The 26,913-nt window shown below is 63.6% G+C and carries 26 protein-coding genes; 16 read left to right on the top strand and 10 right to left on the bottom strand.

Features of this window, described 5'->3' with window-relative positions:
* Positions 1 to 24 precede the first annotated feature (24 nt).
* The 6 genes from FXB41_RS31285 to FXB41_RS31260 all read left to right on the top strand — a co-directional run bounded on the left by FXB41_RS31285 (position 25) and on the right by FXB41_RS31260 (position 5,278).
* Positions 25 to 993: a small ribosomal subunit Rsm22 family protein gene (locus tag FXB41_RS31285; RefSeq protein ID WP_219684506.1), complete on the top strand. Its 969-nt coding sequence runs from the start codon at positions 25 to 27 to the stop codon at positions 991 to 993.
* A gap of 14 nt (positions 994 to 1,007) precedes the next feature.
* Positions 1,008 to 1,478 carry a hypothetical protein gene (locus FXB41_RS31280; protein ID WP_007595025.1) on the top strand — a complete coding sequence of 157 codons (471 nt, stop codon included), beginning with the start codon at positions 1,008 to 1,010 and terminating at the stop codon, positions 1,476 to 1,478.
* Between the two features lie 163 nt (positions 1,479 to 1,641).
* A complete protein-coding gene (locus tag FXB41_RS31275; RefSeq protein ID WP_007595027.1) occupies positions 1,642 to 2,202 on the top strand; it encodes a LemA family protein in 561 nt (186 codons plus the stop codon).
* Between the two features lie 150 nt (positions 2,203 to 2,352).
* Positions 2,353 to 3,591, top strand: coding sequence for a M48 family metallopeptidase (locus FXB41_RS31270; protein WP_219684505.1), 1,239 nt, complete (start codon positions 2,353 to 2,355; stop codon positions 3,589 to 3,591).
* 205 nt (positions 3,592 to 3,796) lie between these two features.
* Positions 3,797 to 4,549 (top strand): P-loop NTPase family protein, encoded by a 753-nt coding sequence (locus FXB41_RS31265; protein ID WP_007595031.1) that lies wholly within the window; start codon positions 3,797 to 3,799, stop codon positions 4,547 to 4,549.
* 60 nt (positions 4,550 to 4,609) lie between these two features.
* Complete coding sequence (locus tag FXB41_RS31260; RefSeq protein WP_007595033.1) at positions 4,610 to 5,278, top strand: hypothetical protein; 669 nt, start codon at positions 4,610 to 4,612, stop codon at positions 5,276 to 5,278.
* 39 nt (positions 5,279 to 5,317) lie between these two features.
* On the opposite strand, the gene FXB41_RS31255 is transcribed toward FXB41_RS31260, so the two are convergent.
* From FXB41_RS31255 to petA, 5 genes are all read right to left on the bottom strand, one after another.
* Positions 5,318 to 5,857 (bottom strand): adenine phosphoribosyltransferase, encoded by a 540-nt coding sequence (locus FXB41_RS31255; RefSeq protein WP_007595035.1) that lies wholly within the window; start codon positions 5,855 to 5,857, stop codon positions 5,318 to 5,320.
* An 8-nt stretch (positions 5,858 to 5,865) separates the two neighbouring features.
* Positions 5,866 to 8,031 (bottom strand): anthranilate synthase component I, encoded by a 2,166-nt coding sequence (locus FXB41_RS31250; RefSeq protein ID WP_219684504.1) that lies wholly within the window; start codon positions 8,029 to 8,031, stop codon positions 5,866 to 5,868.
* 396 nt (positions 8,032 to 8,427) lie between these two features.
* Positions 8,428 to 9,102, bottom strand: coding sequence for a dienelactone hydrolase family protein (locus tag FXB41_RS31245; protein WP_007595039.1), 675 nt, complete (start codon positions 9,100 to 9,102; stop codon positions 8,428 to 8,430).
* 144 nt (positions 9,103 to 9,246) lie between these two features.
* On the bottom strand, positions 9,247 to 11,319 hold the full coding sequence (gene fbcH, locus FXB41_RS31240) for a cytochrome b/c1 (protein WP_219684503.1): 2,073 nt from the start codon (positions 11,317 to 11,319) through the stop codon (positions 9,247 to 9,249).
* 62 nt (positions 11,320 to 11,381) lie between these two features.
* Complete coding sequence (gene petA / locus FXB41_RS31235) at positions 11,382 to 11,912, bottom strand: ubiquinol-cytochrome c reductase iron-sulfur subunit (protein WP_007595042.1); 531 nt, start codon at positions 11,910 to 11,912, stop codon at positions 11,382 to 11,384.
* A 288-nt stretch (positions 11,913 to 12,200) separates the two neighbouring features.
* Between petA and FXB41_RS31230 the strand changes: the two genes are divergently transcribed.
* The 6 genes from FXB41_RS31230 to FXB41_RS31205 all read left to right on the top strand — a co-directional run bounded on the left by FXB41_RS31230 (position 12,201) and on the right by FXB41_RS31205 (position 15,993).
* Positions 12,201 to 12,659, top strand: a complete 459-nt coding sequence (locus FXB41_RS31230; protein ID WP_007595044.1) for a tRNA (cytidine(34)-2'-O)-methyltransferase — start codon at positions 12,201 to 12,203, stop codon at positions 12,657 to 12,659.
* 18 nt (positions 12,660 to 12,677) lie between these two features.
* The gene (queE, locus tag FXB41_RS31225) at positions 12,678 to 13,310 is read left to right on the top strand and encodes a 7-carboxy-7-deazaguanine synthase (protein ID WP_219684502.1); all 633 of its coding nucleotides are present in this window, start codon (positions 12,678 to 12,680) and stop codon (positions 13,308 to 13,310) included.
* Between the two features lie 17 nt (positions 13,311 to 13,327).
* Positions 13,328 to 13,693: a 6-pyruvoyl trahydropterin synthase family protein gene (locus FXB41_RS31220; RefSeq protein WP_219684514.1), complete on the top strand. Its 366-nt coding sequence runs from the start codon at positions 13,328 to 13,330 to the stop codon at positions 13,691 to 13,693.
* A 119-nt stretch (positions 13,694 to 13,812) separates the two neighbouring features.
* Positions 13,813 to 14,700: an oxygen-dependent coproporphyrinogen oxidase gene (hemF, locus tag FXB41_RS31215; RefSeq protein ID WP_219684501.1), complete on the top strand. Its 888-nt coding sequence runs from the start codon at positions 13,813 to 13,815 to the stop codon at positions 14,698 to 14,700.
* Positions 14,697 to 15,443: an HAD family hydrolase gene (locus FXB41_RS31210; RefSeq protein ID WP_219684500.1), complete on the top strand. Its 747-nt coding sequence runs from the start codon at positions 14,697 to 14,699 to the stop codon at positions 15,441 to 15,443. Before hemF ends, FXB41_RS31210 begins: the two co-directional genes overlap by 4 nt.
* Before the next feature lie 352 nt (positions 15,444 to 15,795).
* Positions 15,796 to 15,993 carry a YodC family protein gene (locus FXB41_RS31205; protein WP_219684499.1) on the top strand — a complete coding sequence of 66 codons (198 nt, stop codon included), beginning with the start codon at positions 15,796 to 15,798 and terminating at the stop codon, positions 15,991 to 15,993.
* Between the two features lie 177 nt (positions 15,994 to 16,170).
* Here FXB41_RS31205 and FXB41_RS31200 read toward each other — a convergent pair whose 3' ends face one another.
* Positions 16,171 to 16,950, bottom strand: coding sequence for an ArsR/SmtB family transcription factor (locus tag FXB41_RS31200; RefSeq protein ID WP_219684498.1), 780 nt, complete (start codon positions 16,948 to 16,950; stop codon positions 16,171 to 16,173).
* A 248-nt stretch (positions 16,951 to 17,198) separates the two neighbouring features.
* On the opposite strand from FXB41_RS31200, the gene FXB41_RS31195 reads away from it, so the two are divergent.
* Entirely contained in the window at positions 17,199 to 18,608 is a 1,410-nt protein-coding gene (locus tag FXB41_RS31195) for an MFS transporter (protein WP_007595059.1), read from the top strand.
* Positions 18,609 to 18,649: 41 nt separating this feature from the next.
* A complete protein-coding gene (locus FXB41_RS31190; RefSeq protein ID WP_219684497.1) occupies positions 18,650 to 18,847 on the top strand; it encodes a DUF1127 domain-containing protein in 198 nt (65 codons plus the stop codon).
* Positions 18,848 to 19,090: 243 nt separating this feature from the next.
* Here the strand turns inward: FXB41_RS31190 and FXB41_RS31185 are convergent, their stop codons facing one another.
* A complete protein-coding gene (locus FXB41_RS31185; protein ID WP_219684496.1) occupies positions 19,091 to 20,164 on the bottom strand; it encodes a TauD/TfdA family dioxygenase in 1,074 nt (357 codons plus the stop codon).
* Between the two features lie 390 nt (positions 20,165 to 20,554).
* Between FXB41_RS31185 and FXB41_RS31180 the strand changes: the two genes are divergently transcribed.
* The gene (locus FXB41_RS31180) at positions 20,555 to 20,770 is read left to right on the top strand and encodes a hypothetical protein (RefSeq protein ID WP_219684495.1); all 216 of its coding nucleotides are present in this window, start codon (positions 20,555 to 20,557) and stop codon (positions 20,768 to 20,770) included.
* A gap of 94 nt (positions 20,771 to 20,864) precedes the next feature.
* On the opposite strand, the gene FXB41_RS31175 is transcribed toward FXB41_RS31180, so the two are convergent.
* On the bottom strand, positions 20,865 to 24,383 hold the full coding sequence (locus FXB41_RS31175; RefSeq protein ID WP_219684494.1) for a LuxR C-terminal-related transcriptional regulator: 3,519 nt from the start codon (positions 24,381 to 24,383) through the stop codon (positions 20,865 to 20,867).
* Here FXB41_RS31175 and FXB41_RS31170 point away from each other — a divergent pair.
* Positions 24,343 to 24,843, top strand: coding sequence for a nuclear transport factor 2 family protein (locus FXB41_RS31170; protein ID WP_246649359.1), 501 nt, complete (start codon positions 24,343 to 24,345; stop codon positions 24,841 to 24,843). The genes FXB41_RS31175 and FXB41_RS31170 overlap by 41 nt on opposite strands.
* Positions 24,844 to 24,885: 42 nt before the next feature.
* Here FXB41_RS31170 and FXB41_RS31165 read toward each other — a convergent pair whose 3' ends face one another.
* Complete coding sequence (locus FXB41_RS31165) at positions 24,886 to 25,653, bottom strand: sulfite exporter TauE/SafE family protein (RefSeq protein WP_219684493.1); 768 nt, start codon at positions 25,651 to 25,653, stop codon at positions 24,886 to 24,888.
* Positions 25,650 to 26,906 (bottom strand): CCA tRNA nucleotidyltransferase, encoded by a 1,257-nt coding sequence (locus FXB41_RS31160; RefSeq protein ID WP_007595072.1) that lies wholly within the window; start codon positions 26,904 to 26,906, stop codon positions 25,650 to 25,652. The genes FXB41_RS31165 and FXB41_RS31160 overlap by 4 nt, the downstream gene beginning before the upstream one ends.
* Positions 26,907 to 26,913: the final 7 nt, after the last annotated feature.

The raw sequence follows: 26,913 nt of genomic DNA, 5'->3' as shown, positions 1-26,913 counted from the left end.
GCCCCGGAATGACGGCGAATTAAGATGATCTCGCCCACGCTTCCCGCTGAGCTAAAGGCCGCCCTCGACGGCAAGCTCCAGGGGTTCTCGCGCACCGACGCAGCGCAGCGATCGCAGAGAATCTCGACCACCTACCGCACAGGCGGCGGCTCCGGCACGATCAAGTCGGATGCCGACGCGCTCGCCTATGCGCTCGCGCGCATGCCGGCGACCTACGCGGCGGTGGCGGCCAGTCTGAATGCGCTGACCGAGATCGTAACTGACCTCGCTCCGGAAACGCTGCTCGACGTCGGCGCAGGTCCGGGCACCGCGAGCTGGGCCGCGGCGGAGGCGTTCTCCTCGCTGCAGGATTTCACCCTGCTCGACGCCAACGCCACGCTCAGCCGTCTCGCGCTCGAACTGGCGCGCGACAGCACGCGTCTGGCGGATTGCCGCTATCTGCCGGGCGATGCCGGCGCGAACCTCGCCGAGTTCTCGCAAGCCGATCTCGTCGTCGCGAGTTATGTCATTGGCGAGCTCAGTGAGGGCGATCAACGCAAGCTCGCGGAAGCGATGTGGGCGAAAGCGCGCCACGCGCTGGTCGTGATCGAGCCCGGCACGCCCGCCGGCTACGCCCGCATCCTCGCTTTGCGCCAGCAACTGATCGCGGCGGGCGCCTATGTCGCCGCACCCTGCCCGCACGAAAAGCCGTGTCCGCTGACGGCGCCCGACTGGTGCCATTTCTCACAGCGCCTGCCGCGCTCGCAGGCTCACCGCCAGATCAAGGGCGCCGAGGTGCCGTTCGAGGACGAGCGGTTCATCTATGTGGCGCTGACCCGCACGCCGCCCGCAGCCCGCGCCGCGCGCGTGCTGGCGCCGCCGGATGTCGGCAAGGCCGAGATCGCTGCAAAGCTCTGCACGGAGGACGGTGTCGAACTCGCCAAGGTCCCCCGGCGGGACAAGGCCGCCTATGCGGACGCAAGGCGGTGGCGCTGGGGCACAGCCACAAATTGAGGTAGAAGTCCCTCATGGCCAGAGATAGCTCAGCAGTCTTGGTATTCGAGCGGAAGCCCTCGGCAATAATCTGGATGATTCCAGCGGGTCTGGTCGGCGTTGCCGTTGTTGTAGCCAGCTCAGGCGGGGCTGTAGCCGGAGGCAGCGTCGTCCTGTGGCTATTGCTGGCGTGCATGTTCTTCTCCATCGCGTCCCAGCGAACAATCGTTCACATCGATCTTCGCGCAAGGCGGCTGACGATCCTTCGTCGTTTGTTTGGCCGATGGGGCAAGACGATCGTGGATTGCCCGCTCGACCAATGCCGCGCGCTCGGTCGTATCGAATACGAGAGCGACGGGCATGCCTCGTATGGCGTTTATGTCGAGCTGCTCAGCGGAAGGCGGCACGACATTCCGGTCAGGGAAGCAACTATCCAGGAAGCAGGCAGGGTCGCAGCGCGATTGGCCGAAGCCACCGGCATACCCAGGCTCGATACGAAGTACTGAGACGCCGGTCCTGTCCGAAAATTAACCTCGTTACCCGCTTTCGCCTTGAACTCGGATAGTTCCTCATCCGACCAAATCCTACCTCTCCTCTGCGCCGGGCTCTCGCTCGGGGCCAATTTGGTCTACCCTAGCGCCCGCCTTCTTCCCCCTTCAGGAGTTCTCCATGTCGACCGGCTGGATCGTCCTCGGCGTTATCGTCGTCCTCGTGTTCTTTGCCTTCGCCGCCTACAACCGGCTGGTGGCGCTGGGCCAGCGCGTCGGCCAGGCCTTTGCCGACATCGACGTGCAGCTCAAGCAGCGTCACGATCTGATCCCGAACCTGGTCGAGACGGTGAAGGGCTATGCCTCGCATGAGCGCGGCACGCTCGACGACGTCATCAAGGCGCGCAATTCGGCGATGTCGGCGCAGGGACCGGCGCAGGTGTCCGCGGCCGAGAACCAGCTCTCGGGCGCGCTCGGCCGGCTGATCGCGCTGTCGGAGGCCTATCCCGACCTCAAGGCCAACGCCAATTTCCAGCAGCTCGCCAGCGAGCTGTCCGACCTCGAGAACAAGATCGCGGCCAGCCGCCGCTTCTTCAACAGCGCGGTCCAGGAATACAACACCGGCATCCAGCAGATGCCCGCCGCTCTGTTCGCCGGCATGTTCGGCTTCACCAAAAAGGACTTCTTCGATCTTGGTGCCAGCCGCTCCGAGGTCGAAGCCACGCCGCAGGTGAAGTTCTGATTGCCTGACATGTCCATCGTTTTTCTTCGTCATTCCGGGGCGTCGCAAGGCGACGAACCATGGTGCGCGCTTGCGCACCAGGGAATCTCGAGGTTCCGGGTTCACGCCTTCGGCGCGCCCCGGAACGACGGACATTGAGGAAGGCGCGTCATGGCCGCGTATGGTCTCTACACGCACATCGCCTCGAACAAGTTTCGTTCGATGCTGCTGCTCGCCGGCCTGTTCGCGCTGGTCTATGTGCTGGTCTATGCCGGCGCGCTGATCGCTGAAGTCGTCATCAATGGCGACGAGACCGTCGTCTATTATCTGAGCCGTGCCTTCTATGACCTGAAAGTGGCCGCTCCGGTTGCGACCGTCGTGGCAGCGGCCTGGATCGTGATCGCCTATTTCTTCCACCAGTCGATGATCGATGCGGTGACCGGCGGCCACGACGTCACCCGGCAGGAACAGCCGCGGCTCTATAATCTGCTCGAAAATCTCTGCATCTCGCGCGGCATCACGATGCCGAAGCTGAAGATCATGGAGAGCCCGGCGCTGAACGCGTTCGCGACCGGCCTCAACCCGCGGCAATATTCGATCACCGTCACCACCGGTCTCCTCAATGCGTTGGACGACAAGGAGATCGAGGCGGTGCTGGGTCACGAGCTGACCCATATCAAGAACGGCGACGTGCAGCTCATGGTGGTCGCCGTCATCATCGCGGGCGCGGTCGGGTTCTTCGGCGAATTGTTCTTCCGCCTGTTCACGAATTTCAGCTGGAGCTCCGGCTCTGGCGGCTCGTGGTCGTCGGGCTCCTCCTCGTCCTCACGATCGTCCTCGTCGTCGAGCGACAGCAAGAGTTCGGGCGGCGGCGCGGTGATCGTGATCATCATCGCGGTCGTGCTGATCGTGGTGGCCTGGCTGTTGTCGCAGGTGGTGAAGCTCGCGCTATCGCGCTCGCGGGAATATCTCGCGGACGCGGGCTCCGTTGAGCTGACGAAAAACCCGGACGCCATGATCTCGGCCCTGCGCAAGATCGAGAACCGCGGCGAGCTGCCGGGCGCAACCTCGGCGGTGATGGAGCTCTGCGTCGACAATCCGCGCGAGGGCTTCGCCGATTTATTCGCGACCCACCCCTCGGTGCAGTCCCGGGTGGACGCGCTGGTCAAGTTCGCCGGCGGCCGTGATCCTGGCCCGCTGCCGCCTCCCGCCTACGAGGGCGAGGAGCCAGACACGCAAGCCGACCGCCAGAACACCCCACCGCCGCTGCGCCAGGGTCCCTGGAACGACGCAGGCGGCACGGCCAGTCCGCCGCCCGTGCCCGCACCCGGAACCGCCAGCAGCAACCCAATAGGCAATCGGGTAAGCAATCCCTTGGGAAATCCTATGGGTCCTTGGGGCTGCCATTGAGCGCGATTTGACGCCATGCGCGGAAGGATTGATCGCGATTGGGAAAAACCTCGGGAATTGCCGTAACTGGGGCCTGCGGAATTGAATTCTCCCTTGTTTCTGCCATGTTCGCGCCCAACAGCAGACTTGGGACATCTTTGCGACATCGATTTGGGGCCCGTCCGATTGCGACCTCGCGATCGGGGGCGCGCGTTAGGGGACAGCAATGGCAAAGCCGGCAGTGGTTGTGGTGGGCGCGGACAAGGGCGGGGTCGGCAAGACCACGGTATCGCGCACCCTGCTCGATTATTTTTCCGCCAACAACGTGCCGACGCGCGCCTTCGACACAGAGTCACCGCGCGGAACCCTGAAGCGCTTCCACCCCGACATCACCGAGATCGTCGACATGACGACGACGTCGGATCAGATGAAGATCTTCGATACGCTCAACGCCACGAGCCCGTCGGTCACCGTGATCGACGTCCGCGCAGGCCTGCTCTCGCCGGCGCTCGCCTCCTTGCGCGACATCGGTTTCCTCGATGCCGCCAAGGCCGGCCAGATCACCTTTGCCGTGTTCCACATCCTCGGACCCTCGATCGCCTCTCTGGACGAAATCGCCGAGACCGCGGGCTTCATGACCGGCGCCAAATACTTCCTGGTGAAGAACTTCATCAACGACACCCAGTTCTTCCAGTGGGACCAGGCGACCTATAATTCCTACTTCCACCGCATCAAGGATGCGACCGAGCTAACCATCCCCAAGCTCAACGAAATGGCCTATGAGCAGGTCGAGGTGTCTTCCGTTCCGTTCCTGAAATTCGTCGCCAACAAGGGTATCAACGACGAGGCCGCGAACTATTCGTTCGTGCTGCGCGGCTATGTCCGGCATTGGCTGGCGAACGTCTGGAGCGAATTCGACCGGATCCGGCTGACCGATATTGTCGGCTCCAAGCCCACGACCCGCAACAGCGAAAAATAGTTGCGCAAGCCGGGCGGATACGGCTGGATTGGTCGCCGAGTTCGACTGATATAGCTATCGATGCCCGCGACGCCCCTCTACATCATTTGCTCGCCCCGCCCGCAGGTCGGCAAGACCCTGCTGGCGCGGCTTTTGAGCGAATTTTTGCTGCTCAAGAACGGCAACGTCGTGGCCTTCGACGTCAACCTGAAGGAGCCGTCGCTGCTCGACTATCTGCCAACGATCACGGAGACCGCCGACGTGATCGACACCTACGGCAAGATGCAGCTGATGGATCGCGTCATCGTCGATGACGGGGTTGCCAAGGTGATCGACCTCGGCTTCCACGCCTTTGACGAGTTCTTCAAGATGACCGAGGAGATCGGCCTGTTGAAAGAGGCGGCGCGCCGCCACGTCGCGCCGATGATCCTGTTCGTCGCCGACACCGACCGCGTCTCGGCCCGCGCCCACGAGATGCTGCGCGAACAGATCCCGCGGATTAACCTGATCACGGTGGACAACGAGCACATCATACGCGGCGAGCTGCCGGCGGCGATGGCTGCCGGACGGGTATTCCGCCTGCCTGCGCTGCCCGGCTTTCTCAAGACCTATATCGGCCGGCTGAACTTCTCCTTCACCGGCTATCTGCGCCAGGAGAAGGATGCCTCGACCGAGCTGCACCAGTGGACCCGGCGGAACTATCTCGCCTTCCGCGAGCTGGAGCTCAGCCTGATCCTGCAACGGTCCTAGGCGATAATTTACCCGGGCGATACTCCTCGGCGTCCTGGCTCAGTGCCCCTCGAACGTCATCAGCGTGCGCACCGGCACGTCCATCGCGCGCAGCTTGGCGGCGCCGCCGAGGTCCGGCAGGTCGATGATGAAGCAGGCGGCGACCACATTGGCGCCGATCTGACGCAGCAGCTTCACCGCGCCTTCCGCGGTGCCGCCGGTGGCGATGAGGTCGTCGACCAGGATCACGCGTTCGCCGGGCTGGATGGCGTCGACATGCATCTCCATCTCGTCGATGCCGTATTCGAGGGAGTAAGCGATCCGCACGGTGGTGTGCGGCAGCTTGCCTTTTTTCCGGATCGGCACGAAGCCGGCCGAAACCTGGTGCGCCACGGCGCCGCCTATGATGAAGCCGCGCGCTTCCATGCCGGCGACCTTGTCGATCTTGTTGCCAGCCCAGGGATTGACGAGTTCGTCGACCGCGCGGCGGAACGCACGCGCATCCGCGAGCAGCGTGGTGATGTCGCGGAACAAGATCCCGGGTTTCGGGTAGTCCGGGATGGTGCGGACGCTCGCCTTCAGATCGTGGTCAAAAGTCATGGTGCCTCTCAATCAGCGCGCGCATCCAGGCGGAACGCGTTCTCGACAATTCGTAAGCCCACCTCGCCGCTCAGCGACATCAGCGATTCCGGATGGAATTGCACGCCGGCGACCGGCAGGGTCTTGTGCTCGAGCGCCATGGCGACGCCGTCCTCGGTGCTGGCGGTGACGGATAGCACCTCCGGCATGCTGTCACGCTCGACATAAAGCGAGTGATAGCGGCCGATCACGATCTCGTTCGGCAGATTGCGCATCAGCCGCCCGCCGCGCACCTGCACCCGCGAGGGCCGGCCGTGGGCGGGATGCGTGAGCTGCCCGAGCTCGCCGCCGAAATACTCGCCGATCGCCTGGACGCCGAGGCAGACCCCGAACACCGGCAGCTTGTTCTCCAGCGCTGCGTCGATGGTCTTCTTGATCCCGAAATCCTCGGGCCTGCCGGGGCCGGGCGACAGCACGAGCAAATCCCACCGCTTCTGCTTGAGCATGTCGAGCGCATGCACATGGCGGACCACGGTGACGTCGGCGCCGACCTGGCGGAAGTAATCGGCCAGCATATGCACAAAGCTGTCGTCATGGTCGATCAGCAGTACCCGCTTGCCGCTTCCGGTGGCATCGGGCGCGAAGGCCGACAGCGGCTTCGGCGGATCGCCGCGCAGCGCCTGGAACAGGGCCGCGGCCTTGACCTGGCATTCGCGGTCCTCGGCGGCGGGATCGGAGTCGAACAAACAGGTGGCACCGACACGCACTTCCGCGAGGCCTTCCTTCATCCGGATGGTGCGGATGGTGAGGCCGGTGTTGATGCTGCCGTCGAAATTCACCGCCCCGATCGCGCCGGCATACCAGCGGCGCGGCGAGCGCTCGTGATCCTCGACGAACTGCATCGCCCAGAGCTTTGGCGCGCCGGTGACGGTGACGGCCCAGGCATGGGTGAGGAACGCATCGAGCGCATCGAAGCCGGGACGCAGCATGCCTTCGACATGGTCGACCGTGTGGAAGAGTTTTGAATAGGTCTCGATCTGCCGGCGTGCCAGCACCTTGATCGTGCCGGGGACGCAGACGCGCGCCTTGTCGTTGCGGTCGACGTCGGTGCACATGTTGAGCTCGAACTCGTCCTTCTCGGAGTTCAGGAGCTGGCGGATCTGCTCGGCATCGCCGATCGCATCGGTACCGCGCGCGATCGTCCCCGAGATCGGGCAGGTCTCGACCCGGCGTCCGTCCGAGCGCACGAACATTTCCGGTGAGGCCGAGACGAGAAATTCGCCCTCGCCGAGATTCATCAGCGCGCCGTAAGGCGACGGGTTGATGACGCAGAGCCGCTGGAACACTTCTGCCGGCGAGCGGTCGCAGGGCTCGGCAAAGAGTTGCCCCGGCACCGCCTCGAACAGATCGCCACGCGCAAAGGCAGCGCGCGCGGTCTCGACCGTAGCCTGATATTCGCCGGGCGCGTGATCGGCAAAACCCTGGCGCGGTGTCTTGAGGTAGGGGCTCTCGGCGGTCTCGTGGGGCAGGCCCGCGGTGGACTTGCCCTTCCACGCGAATTCGTAAGTGAGCACGACGCCGCGGCCGGTGGCGCGGTCATAGGCGAGCAGCCGGTCGGGGACGTAGAGCACGATGTCGCGTTGGTCGGCCTCGCGTGCGCGCTTCTGCACGAGGTCCTCGATCTGGAACACGAGGTCGTAGGCAAAGGCGCCGAACAGACCCAGCACCCCGTCGTCATTGGCGGAGAAAGCGGCGACGAGATCGCGCACCAGCGACATCACGCTGGCGCGCCGCGTGCGCTGGTCTTCGTCGATCGGGGCTTCGCCGCGGATGATATGACCGGCAAGGCGCGTGGGCGTCGTCTCAGAGATCACGACGCAGGGTTCGCGCAAGACGTCGGCGAGGAAGGCGATCAGGACCTCCCCGCGCGCGTTCAGCGCTTCCAGCTTGAAATTGACGCCAGTGGTCTCGAGCTTGAGCGGCGGATCGGAGAAGCCGAGGTCAAAGCTTTCGTAGCGGCCGGGCACGGTCGTACCCGAGGACAGCACCACGCCGCGGCGGCGGTCGAGCAGGTTGACGAGATCGTCGAGCCGGTTGGCGCCGCCGGAAAACTGTTCCGCCACGCGCGTGGTCGCAAGCCCCGCGCGGGTCACATAGTCGCTTCGAGCCGGAAGGGCAAAGACGGTCCTGTTCATGGGGTCCTCTTACGAAACTTGTCGAGGGAACGCCACACAGGACAAACGATCAGGCCGCCGCACTGCGTGGGCGACCTCAGACGATTTTGGGAGAATAAATCGCACCGGCCACCTCTCAGGAGGTGCGCCACCAAAGACGGGATGGGCGGACGGCGGTGCTCATGGACGGATACTCATCATGGCGCGGGGACGGCGTCAAGGGTAGGCCCCTGCGCCGTAGCCCGGCAGTGATGTCAATCTCCACCGTCGTCCGGGCGAAGGCCGGGACCCATAGCCACAAAATTGAGTTTGGCGAAGACTCGCAGTGGCAGCTCGCCCCGACCACAAAGTGTTGTGGTTATGGGTCCCGGCCTTCGCCGGGACGACACCGAAATTGTAGCGCGATTGGCGCCCAACCTACCCCAGATGCTTGCGGAAAAACTCCGTCGCCCGGCCCCAGGCCAGCTCGGCGGCTTCGCGGTCGTGCACGGCCTGGCGCTGCTCGTTGACGAAGGCGTGCTCGGCGTCATAGCGGAACAGCTCCAGCGACTTGCCGGCGGCCTTCATGGCCTTTTCGAAGCCATTGACCAGTTCCGGCGTGCACCAATCGTCCTTGTTGGCGAAATGGGCCTGGAGCGGGATCTTGACGTCGGCGGGCTTGGCCGCCTGCTCTGGCGGGATGCCGTAGAACACCACGCCGGCGGCGAGCTCCGGCACATGCACCGCGCCGATGATGGTGACGGCGCCGCCGAGGCAGAAGCCGGTCAGGCCCACCTTGGCGCCGTTGCGCGACAGATATTGCGTGGCGCCGCGCACCGTCTGCGTGGTGGCGTCCATGAAATCGAGCGAGTTCATCTCTTTGCCGGCCGCGTCCGTGTCGTGATACGGCACCACCTTGCCCCTGTAGAGATCGGGCGCGAGCGCATCGAACCCGGCCAGCGCGAAGCGGTCGCACAGGCCCTTGATCTGGTCCGACAGGCCCCACCATTCTTGGATGACCACCACGCCCGGCGCGTTGCCGCGCGCGGCATTGGCGAGATAGCCCGATGCGTCCTTGCCGTCCGGGCGCTTGAAGGTGATGGCGGTTCCCATGATGTCCTCCGACGAGTTTTTGGGGAGCGGTTGGCGGCATTTTGGCGTTTGAGCGGGCGATAGGCAATCGCGCCTGACAACACACTCTCGTGCCCAACAAAAAAGCCCCCTTGCGGGGGCCTCTTCATTCTCGCCTCAGGCCGCTCAGTGCGAGTCGGCCCAGACCTTCTTCTTGGTGAAGTACATCAGGCCGGCGAAGATGATCAGGAAGATGAAGACCTGGAAACCGAGGCGCTTGCGCGCTTCCATGTGCGGTTCGGCGGTCCACATCAGGAACGTGGTGACGTCCTTAGCGTATTGCGCGACCGTGGTCGGCGAACCGTCGTCATAGGTCACCTGACCGTCGCTGAGCGGCTTCGGCATCTTGATGGCGTGGCCCGGGAAATACTTGTTGTAGTAGGACCCCTCCGGGATGCTCACGCCTTCGGGCGCCTTGTCCTCAAACCCCTGAAGCACCGCCGAGACGTAGTCCGGACCCTGCTCCTGATATTGGGTGAAGAAATCGACGATGAACCAGGGGAAGCCGCGGCCGTAGGAGCGCGCCTTGGTGATCAGCGACAGATCCGGCGGCGCCGCGCCACCATTCGCCGCACGCGCGGCCTGCTCGTTCGGGAATGGCGAGGGGAAATAATCCGCCGGCCGGCCCGGGCGCTCGAACATATCGCCGGCGTCGTTCGGACCGTCCTTGACCTTGTAGTCGGAGGCGAAGGCTGCCGCCTGCGCGACCGAATAGCCGGGACCGCCGGCTTCCGCGAGGTTGCGGAAGGCGACGTAGGACAGGCCGTGGCAGTTGGCACAGACTTCCTTGTAGACCTTCAGGCCGCGCTGCAATGAGCCGCGGTCGTACTTGCCGAACGGACCGGCGAACGACCATTTGTTGCCCGGCGGCTTGTCGCTGCCTTCGGAGGCACGCGCGCTATCGGCTGAGCCCGCAAACAACGCGCCCGCCAGCGCAAGCACGATCGCGCTCGACACCATCGGCGTCGACCTGCTCCCGGTTTTGGCCAGGACGGCATCCGAGATCGAGTTCGGCACCGGACGCGGCTTCTCGATGCGCGAGAGCAGCGGCAGCACGATCAGGAAGTAGGCGAAGTAGCAGAACGTCAGGACCCGGCCGGCGATCACATAGATGCCTTCCGGCGGCTGCGCGCCGAGATAGCCGAGCAGGATGCAGACCGCGACGAAGATCCAGAAGAACTGCTTGGCCAGCGGACGGTACTTCGACGATTTGGTCTTGGCAGCATCAAGCCAGGGCAGGAAGCACAGGATGATGATCGCCGAGAACATCCCGATCACGCCCGCGAGCTTGTTCGGGATCGAGCGCAGGATCGCGTAGAAGGGCAGGTAATACCATTCCGGCACGATGTGCGGCGGCGTCACGCCCGGGTTCGCCGGAATGTAATTGTCGGCGTCACCCAGATAGTTCGGCATGTAGAAGATGAACCAGGCGTAGAGCAGCATGAAGCAGGACACGCCAAACATGTCCTTGATGGTCGCATGCGGCGTGAACGGAACCGTGTCCTTCTCCGTCTTGGGCTCGACGCCATCAGGGTTGTTCTGGCCGGAGACATGCAGCGCCCAGACGTGGAGCACGACGACGCCCGCGATCAGGAACGGCAACAGATAGTGCAGCGAGAAGAAGCGGTTCAGCGTCGGGTTGCCGACCGAATAGCCGCCCCACAACAGCGTCACGATGCTCTCGCCGACATAGGGGATGGCCGAGAACAGATTGGTGATGACGGTGGCGCCCCAGAAGCTCATCTGGCCCCAGGGCAGCACGTAGCCCATGAAGCCGGTCGCCATCATCAGAAGGTAGATGATGACGCCGAGGATCCAGAGCACCTCGCGCGGCTCCTTGTAGGAGCCGTAATAGAGGCCGCGCAGCATGTGGACATAGACGGCGACGAAGAACATCGAGGCGCCGACGGCATGCATGTTGCGCAGCAGCCAGCCGTAATTGACGTCACGGACGAGCAGCTCGACCGACTTGAAGGCGAGGTCGGCATGCGGCGTGTAGTGCATCGCCAGGATCACGCCGGTCAGGATCTGGATCCCCAGCATGAAGGAGAGGATGGCGCCGAAGGTCCACCAATAGTTCAGGTTGCGCGGGGTGGGATAGACCACGAAGGAGGAGTGCATGAGGCCGAGGATCGGCAGACGCCGCTCGATCCATTGCAGGGCCGGATTGCTCGGCTGGTAGTCGGATGGTCCGCTCATGATGCGATCCTGAGGAAATAGTACGACGAGACGGCGCGAAGCTTCGGACGAGGGCCCGAAGCTCAGCCGATCTGGATTTTGGTGTCGGAAACGAACTGGTACGGCGGCACCGGCAGGTTGGCGGGCGCGGGCCCCTGGCGGATACGGCCGGACGAATCGTACTGCGAACCATGGCAGGGGCAGAAGAACCCGTCGTAATTGCCTTCATGGGCGATCGGGATGCAGCCGAGATGGGTGCAGATGCCGATCACGACCAGCCACTGGTCATGGCCGGACTTGACCCGGGCCTCGTCGGACTGCGGATCGGGCAGGCTCGCCACGTTGACGGCGCGCGCCTCGTCGATCTGCTTCTTGGTGCGGTGGCTGATATAGATCGGCTTGCCGCGCCAGAACACCTTGATGTCCTGCCCCTCGGCGACCGGGCTGAGATCGACCTCGATCGGCGCACCGGCGGCGATGGTCGACGCATCAGGATTCATTTGGGAAATGAAGGGCCAGAGCGCGGCTGCGCCCCCTACTGCTGCAGCTGCCCCCGTTGCAACGAATAAGAAATCACGGCGTGTCGGATGGTCCGCCGAAGACGCTGTCGTCACGATTCCAACCCTTTCTTCTTATGCAGCCGGCGGAACCGCTCCGGGAGCCCCCAAGGTCCCCAGAACAGCCTGCCGGCGCCCGCGGCCCCCCGCGGCGGCAGAACTTCACGTGCCCCCACCAAAACAAGGCGAAAACAGCAGTCCAGAATCGTTCTATTGGCACCCTTGCCGGGCGAGCGCAAGCCCGCTATCGGCGCGGGAGCGTGCAATGCACGAATTCCGCGGCCAGCGATGTTTTATTGAGACATTTCCGGCCCGCACCAAACCGAGACAGCCCATGCACAGCCCATGCAGATAGCGCTTTTCCAACCCGACATCCCCCAGAACACCGGCACGATTCTCAGGCTCTGCGCCTGTCTGGGCGTGGCCGCCCATATCATCGAACCGGCGGGCTTCCCCGTCTCGGACCGGCATTTCCGCCGGGCGGGAATGGACTACCTCGATCAGGTCAGCATCGTCAGGCACGACTCGTGGTCGAAATTCGAGCAATGGCGCGCGGCGCAAGGCGCCCGCCTGCTGCTGTTCACCACCAAAGGCGCGACCGACTACCGCGATTTCCGTTACCAGACGGCGGACATCCTGCTATTCGGGCGCGAGAGCGCCGGCGTCACCGAGGCGGTGGTCGAGGCGGCGGACGCGCGGCTGGTGATCCCGATCGCTCCGGGGCTGCGGTCGCTCAATGTCGCCATGACCGCGGCGATGGCCGCAGGCGAAGCGCTGCGGCAGCTCCGGAACCCGCAAGTTTGATATGTTGAGGAGAGACGGTTGAGTTACGCGGTCAAGGAAATTTTCCTGACGCTGCAAGGCGAAGGCGCCCATGCCGGGCGCGCGTCCGTGTTTTGCCGTTTTGCCGGTTGCAACCTCTGGAGCGGGCGCGAGGCGGACCGCAGTGCGGCCATTTGCAAATTCTGCGACACCGATTTCGTCGGCACCGACGGCACGCTCGGCGGGCGCTATGGCTCGGCCGCGGAACTCGCAGACACCATCGCCGCGCAATGGACGGCCTCCACCGACAACCGTTACGTGGTGCTCACCGGCGGCGAGCCGCTGCTCCAGGTCGATACGGCGCTGGTCGACGCGCTCCATGCCCGCGGCTTCGAGATCGGCGTCGAGACCAACGGCACGATCGCCCCGCCCGAGGGGCTTGACTGGATCTGCGTCAGCCCGAAGGGCGGCAGCGATCTGGTGATCCGGCGCGGCCACGAGCTGAAGCTGGTCTATCCGCAGCCGCTCGCCATGCCGGAGGCCTTCGCGGATCTCGCCTTCGAGCGCTTCTCGCTGCAGCCGATGGACGGGCCCGAGGTCGCCCAAAACACCGCGGGCGCAATCGACTATTGCCTCAATCATCCGCAATGGCGGCTCAGCGTGCAGACGCATAAATCGCTCGGTATCAGATAGGATTGGTTTTCGAACAGATGTGGGAATTGACGAAATCGTTTCGCTTCGAGGCGGCGCACTCATTGTCGGGAACGACATTCGGCGCTGATAGCGAAGAGATCCACGGCCACTCCTTTCGCGCCGAGGTGACGCTGCGCGGCACGCCCGATCCCAAAACTGGCATGGTGGTCGATCTCGGCCTGGTCCAGCGCGCCATCGAGGACGTGCGCATGATTCTGGATCATAAGTACCTCAACAAGATCGAGGCGCTGGGCACACCGACGCTGGAAAACCTCTCGCGCTTCGTCTGGGAGCGGCTGGCCCCTATCGGCAAGCTCACCCGCGTCAGCATCCACCGCGACAGTTGCAACGAGAGCTGCACCTATTACGGTCCGCAAGGGTGAAATTCGTAGGGTGGGCAAAGCGTAGCGTGCCCACCATTCAAGATAAACGGTGATCAATGGTGGGCACGGCGCAAGTGCGCCTTTGCCCACCCTACGAGCCGGTTCGTTGGGATTTGCATATGGACGTTTCTACGATCGAAGACCGCAAGACCCGCGCTCGCGCCTGGTTCGAATCCTTGCGCGACGACATCTGCGCGAGCTTCGAGCGGCTGGAGGACGATGCCCCGCAAAGCCTCTATTCGGGCGAGCCGGGCCGCTTCAAACGCACGCCGTGGCAGCGCACCGATCATACCGGCGCGGCCGGCGGCGGCGGCGTGATGTCGATGATGTCAGGCCGCCTGTTCGAGAAGGTCGGTGTGCATTGCTCGACCGTGCACGGCGAATTCGCGCCCGAGTTTCGCGCGCAGATTCCCGGTGCGGCGGACGACCCGAAATTCTGGGCCTCCGGCATCTCGCTGATTGCGCACCTGCGCAATCCGCACGTGCCGGCGGTGCACATGAACACGCGCTTCGTCGTCACGACGAAAGCCTGGTTCGGCGGCGGCGCCGATCTCACGCCGGTGCTCGACCGCCGCCGCACGCAGGACGATGCCGACAGCATCGCCTTCCACGCCGCAATGAAACAGGCCTGCACCCAGCCGAACGGCATCGCCGATTACGACAAGTACAAGAAGTGGTGCGACGAGTATTTCCACCTGCCGCACCGGAAAGAGGCGCGCGGCATCGGCGGCATCTTCTACGACTGGCACGACAGCGGCGACTGGGACGCCGACCTCGCCTTCACCCAGGATGTCGGCCGCGCCTTCCTGAAGATCTATCCCGACATCGTGCGGCGCAATTTCGCGACGAGCTGGACCGCGCAGGATCGCGAGGAGCAATTGATCCGGCGCGGCCGCTATGTCGAGTTCAACCTGCTCTACGACCGCGGCACCATTTTCGGGCTCAAGACCGGCGGCAATGTGGATTCGATCCTGTCGTCGCTGCCGCCGGAGGTGAAGTGGCCATGACGACGATGAAGCCCGCAATGAGGCCGCTGCCGCGCGCCATGCTGATCGACATGGACGACACCATCCTGTCGGCCTATGCGCGGCCCGAGATCGCCTGGAACACGATCACAGCGGAGTTCGCCGAGGAGCTGGCGCCGCTGCCGCCGCAACTGGTTGCAACCACGGTGCTCGCTTTCGCGAAAAACTTCTGGGCCAATGCGGACGCTTCGTGGCGGATGAAGCTCGCCGAGGCCCGCCATCTCACGGTCAAGGGCGGTTTTGCCGCGCTCGCAGCCGCTGGTCACCGCGCCTTGCCGGACGACCTCGCCATTCGTCTCGCCGACCGCTTCACCACCTATCGCGAGGAGGAGATGTTCGTCTTCCCCGGCGCGCATGATGCGATCGACAAATTGAAGGCGCTCGGCATCAAGCTCGCGCTGGTGACCAACGGCGCCGCCGACACCCAGCGCGCCAAGGTCGAGCGGTTCGAGCTGGCGCATCGCTTTCACCACATCCAGATCGAGGGCGAACACGGCTTCGGCAAGCCCGAGGAGCGTGCCTATCTGCACGCGATGGACGCGCTTGGCGTCATCGCTGAGGATACCTGGATGATCGGCGACAATCTGGAATGGGAAGTCGTGACGCCGCAGCGTCTCGGCATCTACTCGATCTGGATCGACGTGCATGGCGACGGCCTGCCCGAAGGCTCGATCGTCAAGCCCGACCGCATCATCCGCTCGCTGACAGAACTGGTGCCGGGCTGACTGCAATCAGGGTGCGTAAACAAAAACATCGAAAACAACCCCATGCACAGTAGACGGTTGCGGAAAACGCGAACTGCGGATCCGACGAAATCGGTTGCTCCGTCGGGCAAAACAGGCGCATGGTGTCATGGTCGCGACGCACGGGACGGAAGAGCCCTTGCGCCATCCATCGAACAGGCGCCATTGCCTCTCGTGATGGGATCGCTCCGGCCTAAAGCTCTCTGATCGACGTTTCAGCAGCACGGCCGGCGGATGCGCGCTACCGCAACACATCCACTGACCGAGTAGCCCGTGATCGGCATGTCATGCCGGTTTGCTAGCTTCTCCGTCAATCAACCCGAAAGGACCATCCATGGAACTAAAAGCCGGCGATATCGTCATGCTGAAATCCGGCGGGCAGCCGCTCACCGTCGCGGACGTGAAGGGCGACGACGTGATCTGTCTCTGGATGGGCGCGGAAGGCGATCTGTTTCGCGAGACGCTGCCGCTCGCGGTCCTCGATCGACTGGAAGAGCTCGACGACGAAGACGAGGACGATGACGAGGAGTAGGCGCGCCTAAGGCCGCGTCCTAGTTTGATCGGAGCGCACAGCTCCGGCGCGCGTGATGTCCGCTTCTTCGCCAACAATGGCGCGGTAGCGGACATCGCTGCAGGGCGCAGAACGGCCACAATGGAGCGCATCTGCCTTAGCTCCGGTCACCACAGCCTAAAATGGCTAATCGCGCTACTACCTCCGTCCGGGAGGCGCTGACTCGACCGTTATAGCTGATACCCGGCCTCCGGATAGTGATCCAACACGCCCATCGTGACCGTCCGTCGGGGGTACGCCCTCAATGCCGAACGTTGTGGCGAGTTCTCTAACGCCAACCGGGGTTACGACGAGCGCTCGGCTATCCCTGACGTGCTCGACCCAATCGTGCTCGAGAGCGTGATCAAGAATGGCGGCGCCGACTGCCCCGGCCAGATGCGGCCGGCGCTCGCTCCAGTCGAGACAGGGGCGACAGAACACCCGGCGCTTAGAGGCGAGGCCAAGATCGACGCCCAACTCATTGAAGAATGACCGGCCGGCGTCGGTGAGTTGCCCGCCATCCTCGTCGAGCAAAATAAACGACTGTTGGACCAGCCGGTCGGCGATTGCGACGGCGATGCGGCCTGCCATGTGGTCATAGCACGTGCGCGCGTGCCGGAGCGTTTCTCCACCGCGCCAGAGATTGCGCTGCCGGGCGGGGCCGTCCTGCGCCACGACCATGAGACCTTCTAGCACGCGCGCGACGTGCGGAGAGGCCAGGCGGAAATATCGCCGTCGGCCCCGCTTTGCGAGCGCGAGCAATCCCGCGTCGCTGAGTTTCGCAAGATGGCCACTCGCTGTCTGCGGCGCCACGCCAGACACATAGGCGAGCTCCGAGGCGGTCAACGTTCGGCCATCCATCAGCGCACTCAGCATGTTGGCGCGCGCCGGATCGCCGATGAGCGCTGCGACTTGGGCGATTTTGGGTCCCGTGTCCATTCCCTTCTCGTACGCCGATAAGGACGCAGTGCCAAGCACGGATACTTCGGTCAAGACCGTAGTGTTTCCGCGAGACTGGATCGATCACGAAACATAGGTTGCCCGGACGCCAGTAGGCCCGGTGAAGAAATGCCGCGACGAGGAGAAAGATCATCCCGCGGCTCCGAGTATTCGGTTGGTATCGAATGACCATCGCGAAGTGGGCTGATCAGGGCCGTCAAATTCTCGCAGGCAACTGAGTGTGATCAATGCCAACAACTTCGTTCAATACAAGACAGCCGGAACTAGCCCACTCCGACAACACGTCATCCCGTTCGCCTCTCGCGACGGCGCTGGCACTTGCTGCCACGAGCCTCGGCCTTGGCGTGGTGCAGCTCGATATCACCATCGTCAATACTGCGCTGAGCAGCATCGGCACTTCGCTCGGCGGTAGCGTGGCCGAGCTGCAATGGGTGGTGACCGCCTATACCATCGCATTCGCGGCCTTCATTTTGACCTCCGGCGCGCTCGGTGACCGCGTCGGCGCCAAACGGATATTCATCGCGGGCTTTGCGATCTTCACGTTGGCTTCGCTCGCCTGCGCGCTGGCGCCGTCGGCGATATTCCTGATCGCCGCACGCTCCGTGCAGGGCCTGGCAGCAGCGATCCTGGTGCCGAACTCGCTCACGCTGCTCAATCATGCCTATACCGATCCGAAGGCGCGCGGCCGCGCGATCGGCTTCTGGGCCGCAGGTGCGAGCGTCGCACTGACTTCGGGGCCGTTTGTCGGCGGCGCGCTGATCGCGCTGGTCGGCTGGCGAGCGATCTTTCTCGTCAACCTGCCGATTGGCGCCGCCGGCCTCTGGCTTGCCTGGCGTTATGCCGAGGAGACGCCGCGGCTCGCGCAGCGCGAGATCGATCTGCCGGGACAGATCGCGGCGATTGCAACCCTCGGCACGCTGGCCGGCGCCCTGATCGAAGGCGGCGTGCTTGGCTGGAGCCATCCGCTCGTCATCATGGGCTTCGTGGCAGCGGCCGTGATCGGACTCCTGTTCGTATGGCGCGAGGCGTGCGCGCCACAACCGATGCTGCCACTCTCGCTGTTCCGCCACCGCGTGTTTGCGCTGACCGCTCTGGTCGGGCTCCTCTTCAACATCGCCTTCTACGGCCTGATCTTCGTGCTCAGTCTCTACTTCCAGAAAATCAATGGCTGGTCGCCGTTCGCAACGGGTCTCGCTTTCGTTCCCATGATGGGCATGGTGCTGCCCGCCAACCTCGTCGCCGCATCGGTCAGCGAGCGCCTCGGCGCGCCGCAAACCATTGCACTGGCTTGTGCGATTACTGCCGCGGGCTGCGTTGCGCTGCTGCCTATGGCCTCAGGCACCAGCTACGGGGCGATCGGCACTCAGCTTGTGATCCTCGGCGGCGGGCTCGGCTTGCTCGTGCCGTCCTTGACCTCGACGCTGCTCGGCAGTGTCGAGAAGTCGCGATCCGGCATCGCCGCGGGCGTTTTGAACGCAACGCGGCAGACCGGCAGCGTGCTTGGCGTTGCCCTATTCGGCTCGCTGGTCGGAGACAACAACGTGTTCATTGCGGGCGCACATACCTCGCTGCTCATTTCGGCCGCTGTGTTGCTCGCCGGTGCGGTCGCGATCTGGCTTGGCCGAGCAAAGGACTGACGGTGCAAGGGAGGGGCCGATCGACCTCGTATGGTGCCCGGATGTTGAAGACCGTGGGGTCCGACGGTTCGCAGCTTTCTGACGCAGTGAAGCGCGCGTTTGTCACACTGCAAATTTGGCGCGAACGGGTTCGGCAGCGCCGCGAATTGGCGCAATGGACTGACCACGACTTACATGATGTCGGATTGTCCTGGTCTGACATCGCTCTGGAAATCAAAAAGTCCTTCTGGCGGGCTTGAATAGCACTCGGATAGAGCGGCCTCCTGCGCGACGAGGCCGGCCAAAGAAGGCGGACCTTTGTCCAACTAAATTCTTCCGCTTTTGGCCCATCGCGACATTTGCCGCGGTTGCGCAAAGGAAAATGGCGCCGGACCGTGGCCTCGAGATGGCCTGCCTCGATCTAGTGCCAGGCTTCGCAGCAACGATGTCCGCTCCTCTGCCAATATCGGCATAAGAGCGGACATCGCTGGATGCTTCGAACGTCAATCCAACGGAACGTTCAAACTGGTACCCTTGGTGATGATGCCACCACGGTTGCCAATCTCAATCGAGCCATAGCGCTGTTTGAAACAATCGGGCAGCGGCCGGTCGCCTTCCATGCTGAGCCAGAGGCGCAATAGATGACGCTTCTGGCCTGCCTCGGACCAATCGCGAAATCCGGTCCGGTCATGCAGCAAGGCATGATTGTAAACGAACTGCATGTCGCCCGGCTGAAGCCGCATGCCGAAATGCAGCGCGGGATCATTTGCGAGCGCGTCAAAGAGATCGAGCGCCTCGACGTGAGCCGGCGTCAGTCTCGGCGCATCGGGAAAGCGTTGGGCACTATCGATATACTGGCGCTGATAGAACCCGGTCAGGAACCCCACATGCCAATTCAGCACCGGGATTTCAAGATATGGCTTTTCGTTCTCCGGCACCTCGCCTCGCCGGTCCGTCGCGATCGGATCAAACAAGAGGGCGGCAAGGTCGGGACGTCTGTCAAACATCTCGTTGTAGATTGTCGTCGTACTGACGAGGAGAGAATCCCCTCCCTCCATCGCCTCGCGAATGCATAACAATCCAACCACGTCGACCGAATCCGTGTGGAATGTCTGCCGTTCCGACGTTTGATAAATTCGGGTGTTGGGATCCCTTGCATCGGCGCCGGTGTCACGGACGTGACCGAGAATGTGACCCGCTGCATTCTGAGACCGCGCCGATCCAAGGTGCGCGCCCACTCCGCAAAAGATCGTAGCGGCAAACTCCTGATTATATTTTGCCACCGGAAGGCCGCGTATGACTTCGAAGCCAAGGCCAGCCAGGAGCGTTGTCTTAAGCTCTTCCAGATGCCTGCCGAAGTGGGGAAGCGGAAAGCTTTCCTTCGTGATCTCGGCGATTTTTTTGTCTCTGCCAAGATATGTTTCGGCCGCGCCCTCAAGCTCGGCGATCTCGCCGGCCGCAAGCGATATCAACCATCGATCAGGATTGGCTTTCATCTCAGCTCCCTGCCAGGCAGACGGGATATCGACCTTCCCCGGAGGGCGATGAATCCCGCCGGGCACTGAGACCAAATTCATAGTGTTGGCTCCCGAAGAGATTGGACGTCAGACATGGGGGCGGAAGACGTGGGGGCGGACGATCGACGATATTGTGCCGACCACTTGTTTGCAACTTGGCTAAAGCGCCGCCGTGAGCTGAGCGCATTTTCGCCGTGACGAGATCCGTTCCAGGCAGTCGCGTGTTAGGTGAGCCGCTTCCGCCAAAATGATTACAACGCCGCCCCTCGTGCGACCGATCAAAGCCCGGGAAAAAATGGCATCAGCCGGAACGTTCACGAAGCTGGCTGAGTTAAAAGTCATGCGCGTCGCGCTGCGGTCATGGCCGCACCGCGCGGCCCGGATAAGGCTCTGGAAGAGGCGAAAGCTACTCTGCGGCGTGCTTCGCGGCACGGCCGCGCGAGGACCGCGATGTACACGACGGCGATATACGATGAGCTGAGGCAGATCGAGCGCGACGTCGTCGAAGGAGAACGCCGGCTCGCAGAGCAGGAGGCGCTGATCATTGAAATGAAGCGCCAGAACGCGGACACAGCCAAGGCGGAAGGCGAACTCGAACGGATGCGGATGGAGCAGCGACGTCGCGATCAGGATCGGCAACGTCTGCTCTCACGGCTGCAACCCTGAACAATTCCGCTCAATGAGGCCGATCCGGCGTCGTGTTCCTGAGACCTGTACTGCGGTGACAGTTGCCATTTTCGGTCAATGACGATGCAGCGGTTCAAATCAGCAGATCATGATGCGCAGGGACAATGGCTTGATGCGCGCCGTTATTGCCGTGATCGTCCGCGTGTCCGTTCAGTGCATGAGGGACGAGCTTGGCGTTGAACCCGAGGCTCTCTTCCTGACTGGGCGGAACGTGCCCATCGAGCGGATCATTGAACCCTTTAACCTCAACTATCGCGACGAGAGAAGGAGTTGGTCCGCTATCGAACCGGAACACCGGTCCTTGGTCTGCGCCGCCGATTTCGAACGCAGCCTTGGCCGGGTGTGCGTCGTCTGATGCGATTGCTGCAGATTGCGCAGCGTGCTGCGAGTTACCGTGGTCCACGGTGGCTGGTTCTGCCGTCTTCATGGTCCCCGCAGCATCCGAAGCCGAAGCGTGATGCTCGGCGCCATCGCCGGCGCCGTTGCCCGGTTTGCCCCCATTCTCTGTCGATCCCGTGCTTGCCGCCTTTGCAGATCCTGGCTCCGAAGCGTGTTGCGAGTTGCCGTGGTCCGCGCTGGCGGGCGTTGCGGCGGCCGGATCGATCTCTGCTCCGTCCGGCGGGCTTGCAGCGGCTGAGTGCCCGGATTTGCCGTGTTCCGCGCCGCCTGGTTCAGCCGTCGTCGCTGGCGCTTGCGCGGCTTCAGAAGCCGAAGCGTGATGCTCGACGCCATCGCCGGTGCCGTTGCCCGGTTTGCCCCCATCTTCTGTCGATCCCGTGCTTGCCGCCTTTGCAGATCCTGGCTCCGAAGCGTGTTGCGAGTTGCCGTGGCCCGCGCTGGCGGGCGTTGCGGCGGCCGGATCGATCTCTGCTCCGTCCGGCGGGCTTGCAGCGGCTGAGTGCCCGGATTTTCCGTGTTCCGCGCCGCTTGGTTCTGCCGTCGTCGCTGGTGGTTGCGCAGCGTCAGAAGCCGAAGCGTGATGATGATCGCCGCCATGGCCGCCATCATTGCCCTGTTTGGAGCCAGCTTCAGTTGATTCGGTAGCTGCCGCCTTTGCAGACCCTGGCTCCGATGCGTGCTGCGAGTTGTCGTGGCCCGCGCCGGCGGCCGTTGCGACGCCCGGATCGATCTCTGCTCCGTCCGGCGGGCTTGCAGCGGTTGAGTGCCCGGATTTGCCGTGTTCCGCGCCCGCTGGTTCTGCCTTCTGCGTTGCCCCTCCCGGAGCTTCCGAAGCCGATGCGTGATGCTCGGCGCCATTGTCGTCGCCCTTGCCCGGTTTGGAGCCAGCTTCAGTCGATTCGGTAGCTGCATCCTTTGCAGACCCTGGCTCTGAAGCGTGCTGCGAGTTGCCGTGCCCCGCGTTGTCGGCAGTTACGACGCTCGGTTGGCCGATCTCGTTGGGTGCAATCGACGAAACGCCGGTGCCCGTGTCGGTCGGGCCACTGTGCGACGTGACATTTGCGACTGCCGGCGCTGTGGCACTATGAGCAAGCTCGATGGATGATCCGTGAGCCGACGCGGCAGACGCACCATCGCTCTCTTCCGTTGCATCCGCGGACGGGTCCGTGGAGGTTTCGAACTTCGACGGCGTTCCCAAGCCGGTCCGGGTCTGCCCGAAATGGAAACCCGAGCCGTTATTGGCCAGAAGGGCCCAGGCTCCGGCCGTCCCGAGCGTGCTCTCGCCCCCCTCGATACTGGTCTGGACATGGTCCTTGCTCGAAACAGCCTCATCGGGTGCGGTCGCCGGTATCAGCACGGCTTCGAGCTGCTCCAAAGTGGTCGCGACAGCCGCGCCATCTGGCTCGGAGACGACATCCGCCTCCGCAACGGCTACAATTCCCTCCAGATGAATTTCCAGCAAGCCGCGATCGCCGATATCAAGGATACGATCGGTCGCATTCACATAGACGATCGTTTCGTTGCTTGCGGAGTCGTAGACCCAGGCGAGTGTATGTGGCGGTATAGACTTGCTTGCCGCCGTCATATGCAGCCAAGCAAGCGCTCCGAAAGCCGCAAGATTGATCCTGCTCGACCCAGATGCGAAATCGAACACGGTGTCGGAAGCGGTCGACTTGGAATCGTTAGACACGGAATCGATCGGGGAGCGATAAACAATTTTTTCAACGTTGCCGCCCAAGCCGATACTGGCATCGTGACCAAGGTCCGCGCCAACGGGTTTATGGAGGTTGTCACTCGCATCGCCCGGGCCCTTTTGGCCCAGAGCGCCTTCCGCGACGTCGTCGTGTCCAGCGGTCGCAACGGCGGAAGACAGGCGGACATCGTGCGACAGGAAACCCGGGGCTGAATTGTCGTCATGATTGGCGGCAGCATGGGTGATCGCGGCCAGTTTTGTGGTCGCACTCTCTTCAGTAACGGCCAGGATGCTGTCGATCGACGCTTCACGGAGGTCATGCGCCTGCGCGGCGAGATGGGGATCCTGCAGTGCGTAGATCAACGCACCGGCGAGAATAGCGAAGTTGCCATACCCGCCCTGCATCGACATCGCATTTGAAAGAAGCCGCGGGAATTGATGTTCCGGGGCCGGGTCAACTCCGACCTGTATGTCGTTTGCTGCTCGCGGCAAGAGCCCAGAAAGATCGGGCGTGCTCGATCCAGCAGGACCGTAGTGTGTCCAGGCTTTCGCGCCTCCGGATTGCTCGGCCGCGCGCAGCGCTTCCATTGCCGTCGCCGGGTTGGTGATTTGGGCGGCCTTGGCGAACAAGTCTCTCTGGGCGAGCGTGGGCGTCTCGCCGGATTCCCAGGCGATGAGGTGCCGGAGAATGCCTTTTTTCCAGGGCTCGTACGCGGCGTGCTCGTCCGGATGGCCGACGCCGTTCTGATCCGGAAAGCTGCCGTTCGCTTCGGACGCCTTGAGTTCGTCCGCAATTGCCAACGCCAGAAACGCCAGGGAGAGCGCGGCCAGGCCGGAGGGGCGCTGCAGCAATGCGATGGTCGCGAGCACAGTTCTGTTGGTGATCTCAAGCTTCTGGAAAATATTGTACAGGTGGACTTTGACCGTCCCGTCGGAGACGTTGAGCTTACGCGCGATCTCCTTGTTCGACAGTCCTTCCGACACCAGCCGTGCAATTTGACGTTCCCGTTGCGTCAACAGCTCCAGCATCTTTTCGACTTTGCCGTCGCCGTCCACCTCCTTGCCGGCTGCCGAGAGATCGGACTTCGCCAGTGCCACACCGCTCTTCGTCATCAGCCGCAGCGATCGCAGCATCGTGGCGGGAGAGGCATACTTGGAAATTGCGCTGCAGGCGCCGGCTGCGATGGCGGACGTCAGATCGTGGTCGGTGTCGGACTCGGTGAAGAACACCAGGCGCGTGGAGAGCTTCTCAGCTTTCACGATCGCGAGGATCTCGGGGGCCGTCAGATCCGGCACCTTGTCGGCAAGAAGCGCGACGTCGGGTGTCAGCTTTCGAATTGCTTCGAGGCAGCTTGTCCGATCGCTGGACGATGCGACAACGTCGAAGTCCGGCTGCGTCCCGAGAACCGACCTCAGTCCCTGCAAAACGATCGGCTGTGGATCGACGATCACAAGCCGGATGGGCTTGAGTATCCCCTGCCTGGCGGACGCGTCCAACATCGATCTTGCCCTCGGCCCGGTCCTCTATGTCGTTCGCCATATGGCCGTGCCCGGGTGGGATATTAAAATCAAAAAAGGCTCGGCAGTTCCAGAGCCTGAAGCAGATTTGGACGGCATGCGAGTGAAAAATATGTCCTTTGACCCGATGGCCGTTGCGGTTGACTGGCTTGATGCCTATCGCGCGGGCGATATCGAGGCGATCTTGGAGCTATATGCCGAAGATGCCGTTGTGCACTGCGGCTGCGCCGGTGTCCAAACCATTACCGGCCGCGAGGCACTTCGTGCCTATTGGGTCGATCGCCTCCGAAAATATCCGGCAAGCACGTTGGATGATCTCAATCCCTCGCAGAACGACCGCACCATTATCTCGTACATCACCAGTGCTGGTGTGATGAGTGCACTTTTGGCGTTTGACGCCGCCGGCAGGATCAAGGAACTGGACTGCAGTCCCTCACACTAGACCTGCGGCGTAACCCAACCCGCAGCGGGACACCTGGCGGCGTTAGATGAGCTGCCTCGCCGCTGCCGAAATCATCACCAGCCCGCCCGTGATCACCGCGACATCGAGGATCGCGGTGTGGATGTGCACCGGCATCCGCTCGACAAAGGCCTTGGCCAAGAACGCGCCGGGAATCGCGATGGCGCCGATCAGAAGTGCAAAGGCGAGCACCTGAGCGGTCACGGCGCCGGCCAGCCCAAACACCGAGATCTTGATGAGGCCGGTGCCGAGCGAGATCATGGCATCGGTCGCGATCACGGCAGCGCCTTCGAGGCCGGCGGCCATCAGCAGCGACAGCAGGACCACGCCGGAGCCGGAGGTGCCGCCGACCAGCACGCCATAGCCGACCGAGCCGGCCGCAAGCCCAGTGTCGCCGATCTTGACCTGGCGGCGGCGGAGCACCCGGCGCAGCGGCACGCTCAGGATCAGCATGGAGCCGATCACGAGTGCCGCGCCGGCATTGGTCAGCCGCGTATAGCCGTAGGCACCAAGGGCGGTCGTCAGTGCCGCGCAGGCCAGCACGATCAGCGCGCGGCGGCGATCGGCATGGCGGAGATAGGCGGCCGCGCGGCTGGAATTGGTAAAGATCGCGGAGATCGCGATGATCGGCACCACCGGCTCGGCGCCAACGAGAGGGACCAGCACCAGCGGCATCAAGGCGCCGGTGCCGTAGCCGGCGAGACCACCGATGATCGAAGCAAACAACGCCATCAACGCGACCAGCAGGAGCTGAAAAATCGAGATGTCGGCGAAGCCTGAGACGATGGTCACGTTCTCTCATCGCGGCTGATTCGTGCCGCAGCTTGATCGGCGATGGAAGCGAGTGCGGCTTCATCTAGGGGAAAATCTGCCGCGAGCCAAGCGTCCTCGGCGAGCGTCAAGACATGTCCGAGCGCGGGTCCTTCCGCCATGCCGCGCGCGATGAAGTCGGCGGCGCGAAGCGGAAATTTCGGCGCAATCCAGCGCTGCGGCAGCTCGGCGAGCGCACGCCATCCAGACGAGCCGACGTCACCGCCGGCTCGCGCCCAGCCCAGCAACACGCGATCGTGATAGCGCTCCGCACCGAGCCGGTAGAGCAGCCGCCGCGCATCGGCTTCCCCCTTGGTGGCCAGGCGCCACCAGCGATGCCCCATCGAATCCAGCGCCTTGGTTTCCGCATTGGAGAGTCTCAGGCGCGTGGCGACGCGCTTGGCGTCTTCGGTCACCGCGACCGTCAGCGCGGCGAGCCGCCGCGTGCTGCTTGCGGTGAGGCCAAGCTCGCGCTCGATCGCGATCATCGCCGAGAGCGGCCCGGTATAGACGACGCCGCCGGTCAGCGCCTGCAGCAATCCGCCGTCCGCCATGGCGAGCGCGGCGGCAGAGGCGCCGCCGGCGACCAGCAGCTTCAGCGTCTCCATGCGCAGCCGCTCGGCCGAGAGGCTGGCAAGTCCGGCGCGGCCGCGGATGCAGGCGAGATAGCCGTCGCGGTCGGGATCGCCGGCACCGAAGGCGGCGTGGATGCGGAAGAAGCGCAGAATGCGCAGGAAATCCTCGGCGATGCGCTGGTCGGGATCGCCGATGAAGCGCACGCGCCGCGCGGCCGCATCCGCGATGCCTCCGACATAATCGTGGACGACGCCGTCAGCATCGACCGAGAGCCCGTTCATCGTGAAGTCGCGGCGCTCGGCGTCCTTCACCCAGTCGCGGCCGAACGCAACCTTGGCCTTGCGGCCGAACGTCTCGGTATCCTCGCGCAGCGTCGTGACTTCGTAAGGCTGGCTGTCGATGACGAGGGTGACCGTGCCGTGGTCGATGCCGGTCGGCACGGCCTTGATGCCGGCGCTCTTGGCGCGCCGCATCACCTCGTGCGGGAGCGCCGTGGTCGCGATGTCGATGTCGCCGGGCACGAGGCCGAGCAGCGCGTTGCGCACGGCGCCGCCGACAACCCGCGCCTCCTCGCCATCCGCATTGAGCAATTGCAGGACGCGCGCGGTCCCGCCCGAAATCAGCCAGGGCGCATCGGCGAGCATGGGCACCGCGCTCATCGGCCGG

The sequence above is a fragment of the Bradyrhizobium canariense genome (assembly GCF_019402665.1).
GTDB lineage: Bacteria > Pseudomonadota > Alphaproteobacteria > Rhizobiales > Xanthobacteraceae > Bradyrhizobium > Bradyrhizobium canariense.
This window is presented reverse-complemented; position numbering and strand designations above follow the sequence as displayed.

Excerpts from the sequence above, each read along its gene's own strand:
- FXB41_RS31190 (WP_219684497.1), top strand. The coding sequence starts at position 18,650 with ATGTTGAAGACCGTGGGGTCCGACGGTTCGCAGCTTTCTGACGCAGTG.
- FXB41_RS31200 (WP_219684498.1), bottom strand. The coding sequence starts at position 16,950 with ATGGACACGGGACCCAAAATCGCCCAAGTCGCAGCGCTCATCGGCGAT.
- FXB41_RS31180 (WP_219684495.1), top strand. The coding sequence starts at position 20,555 with ATGTACACGACGGCGATATACGATGAGCTGAGGCAGATCGAGCGCGAC.
- fbcH (WP_219684503.1), bottom strand. The coding sequence starts at position 11,319 with ATGAGCGGACCATCCGACTACCAGCCGAGCAATCCGGCCCTGCAATGG.
- FXB41_RS31210 (WP_219684500.1), top strand. The coding sequence starts at position 14,697 with ATGACGACGATGAAGCCCGCAATGAGGCCGCTGCCGCGCGCCATGCTG.
- FXB41_RS31220 (WP_219684514.1), top strand. The coding sequence starts at position 13,328 with ATGTGGGAATTGACGAAATCGTTTCGCTTCGAGGCGGCGCACTCATTG.
- FXB41_RS31285 (WP_219684506.1), top strand. The coding sequence starts at position 25 with ATGATCTCGCCCACGCTTCCCGCTGAGCTAAAGGCCGCCCTCGACGGC.
- FXB41_RS31255 (WP_007595035.1), bottom strand. The coding sequence starts at position 5,857 with ATGACTTTTGACCACGATCTGAAGGCGAGCGTCCGCACCATCCCGGAC.
- FXB41_RS31175 (WP_219684494.1), bottom strand. The coding sequence starts at position 24,383 with ATGTTGGACGCGTCCGCCAGGCAGGGGATACTCAAGCCCATCCGGCTT.
- FXB41_RS31260 (WP_007595033.1), top strand. The coding sequence starts at position 4,610 with ATGCCCGCGACGCCCCTCTACATCATTTGCTCGCCCCGCCCGCAGGTC.
- FXB41_RS31205 (WP_219684499.1), top strand. The coding sequence starts at position 15,796 with ATGGAACTAAAAGCCGGCGATATCGTCATGCTGAAATCCGGCGGGCAG.
- FXB41_RS31170 (WP_246649359.1), top strand. The coding sequence starts at position 24,343 with ATGGGCTTGAGTATCCCCTGCCTGGCGGACGCGTCCAACATCGATCTT.
- FXB41_RS31245 (WP_007595039.1), bottom strand. The coding sequence starts at position 9,102 with ATGGGAACCGCCATCACCTTCAAGCGCCCGGACGGCAAGGACGCATCG.
- FXB41_RS31280 (WP_007595025.1), top strand. The coding sequence starts at position 1,008 with ATGGCCAGAGATAGCTCAGCAGTCTTGGTATTCGAGCGGAAGCCCTCG.
- FXB41_RS31195 (WP_007595059.1), top strand. The coding sequence starts at position 17,199 with ATGCCAACAACTTCGTTCAATACAAGACAGCCGGAACTAGCCCACTCC.
- FXB41_RS31270 (WP_219684505.1), top strand. The coding sequence starts at position 2,353 with ATGGCCGCGTATGGTCTCTACACGCACATCGCCTCGAACAAGTTTCGT.
- FXB41_RS31265 (WP_007595031.1), top strand. The coding sequence starts at position 3,797 with ATGGCAAAGCCGGCAGTGGTTGTGGTGGGCGCGGACAAGGGCGGGGTC.
- FXB41_RS31275 (WP_007595027.1), top strand. The coding sequence starts at position 1,642 with ATGTCGACCGGCTGGATCGTCCTCGGCGTTATCGTCGTCCTCGTGTTC.
- FXB41_RS31230 (WP_007595044.1), top strand. The coding sequence starts at position 12,201 with ATGCAGATAGCGCTTTTCCAACCCGACATCCCCCAGAACACCGGCACG.
- hemF (WP_219684501.1), top strand. The coding sequence starts at position 13,813 with ATGGACGTTTCTACGATCGAAGACCGCAAGACCCGCGCTCGCGCCTGG.
- FXB41_RS31160 (WP_007595072.1), bottom strand. The coding sequence starts at position 26,906 with ATGAGCGCGGTGCCCATGCTCGCCGATGCGCCCTGGCTGATTTCGGGC.
- FXB41_RS31250 (WP_219684504.1), bottom strand. The coding sequence starts at position 8,031 with ATGAACAGGACCGTCTTTGCCCTTCCGGCTCGAAGCGACTATGTGACC.
- FXB41_RS31185 (WP_219684496.1), bottom strand. The coding sequence starts at position 20,164 with ATGAATTTGGTCTCAGTGCCCGGCGGGATTCATCGCCCTCCGGGGAAG.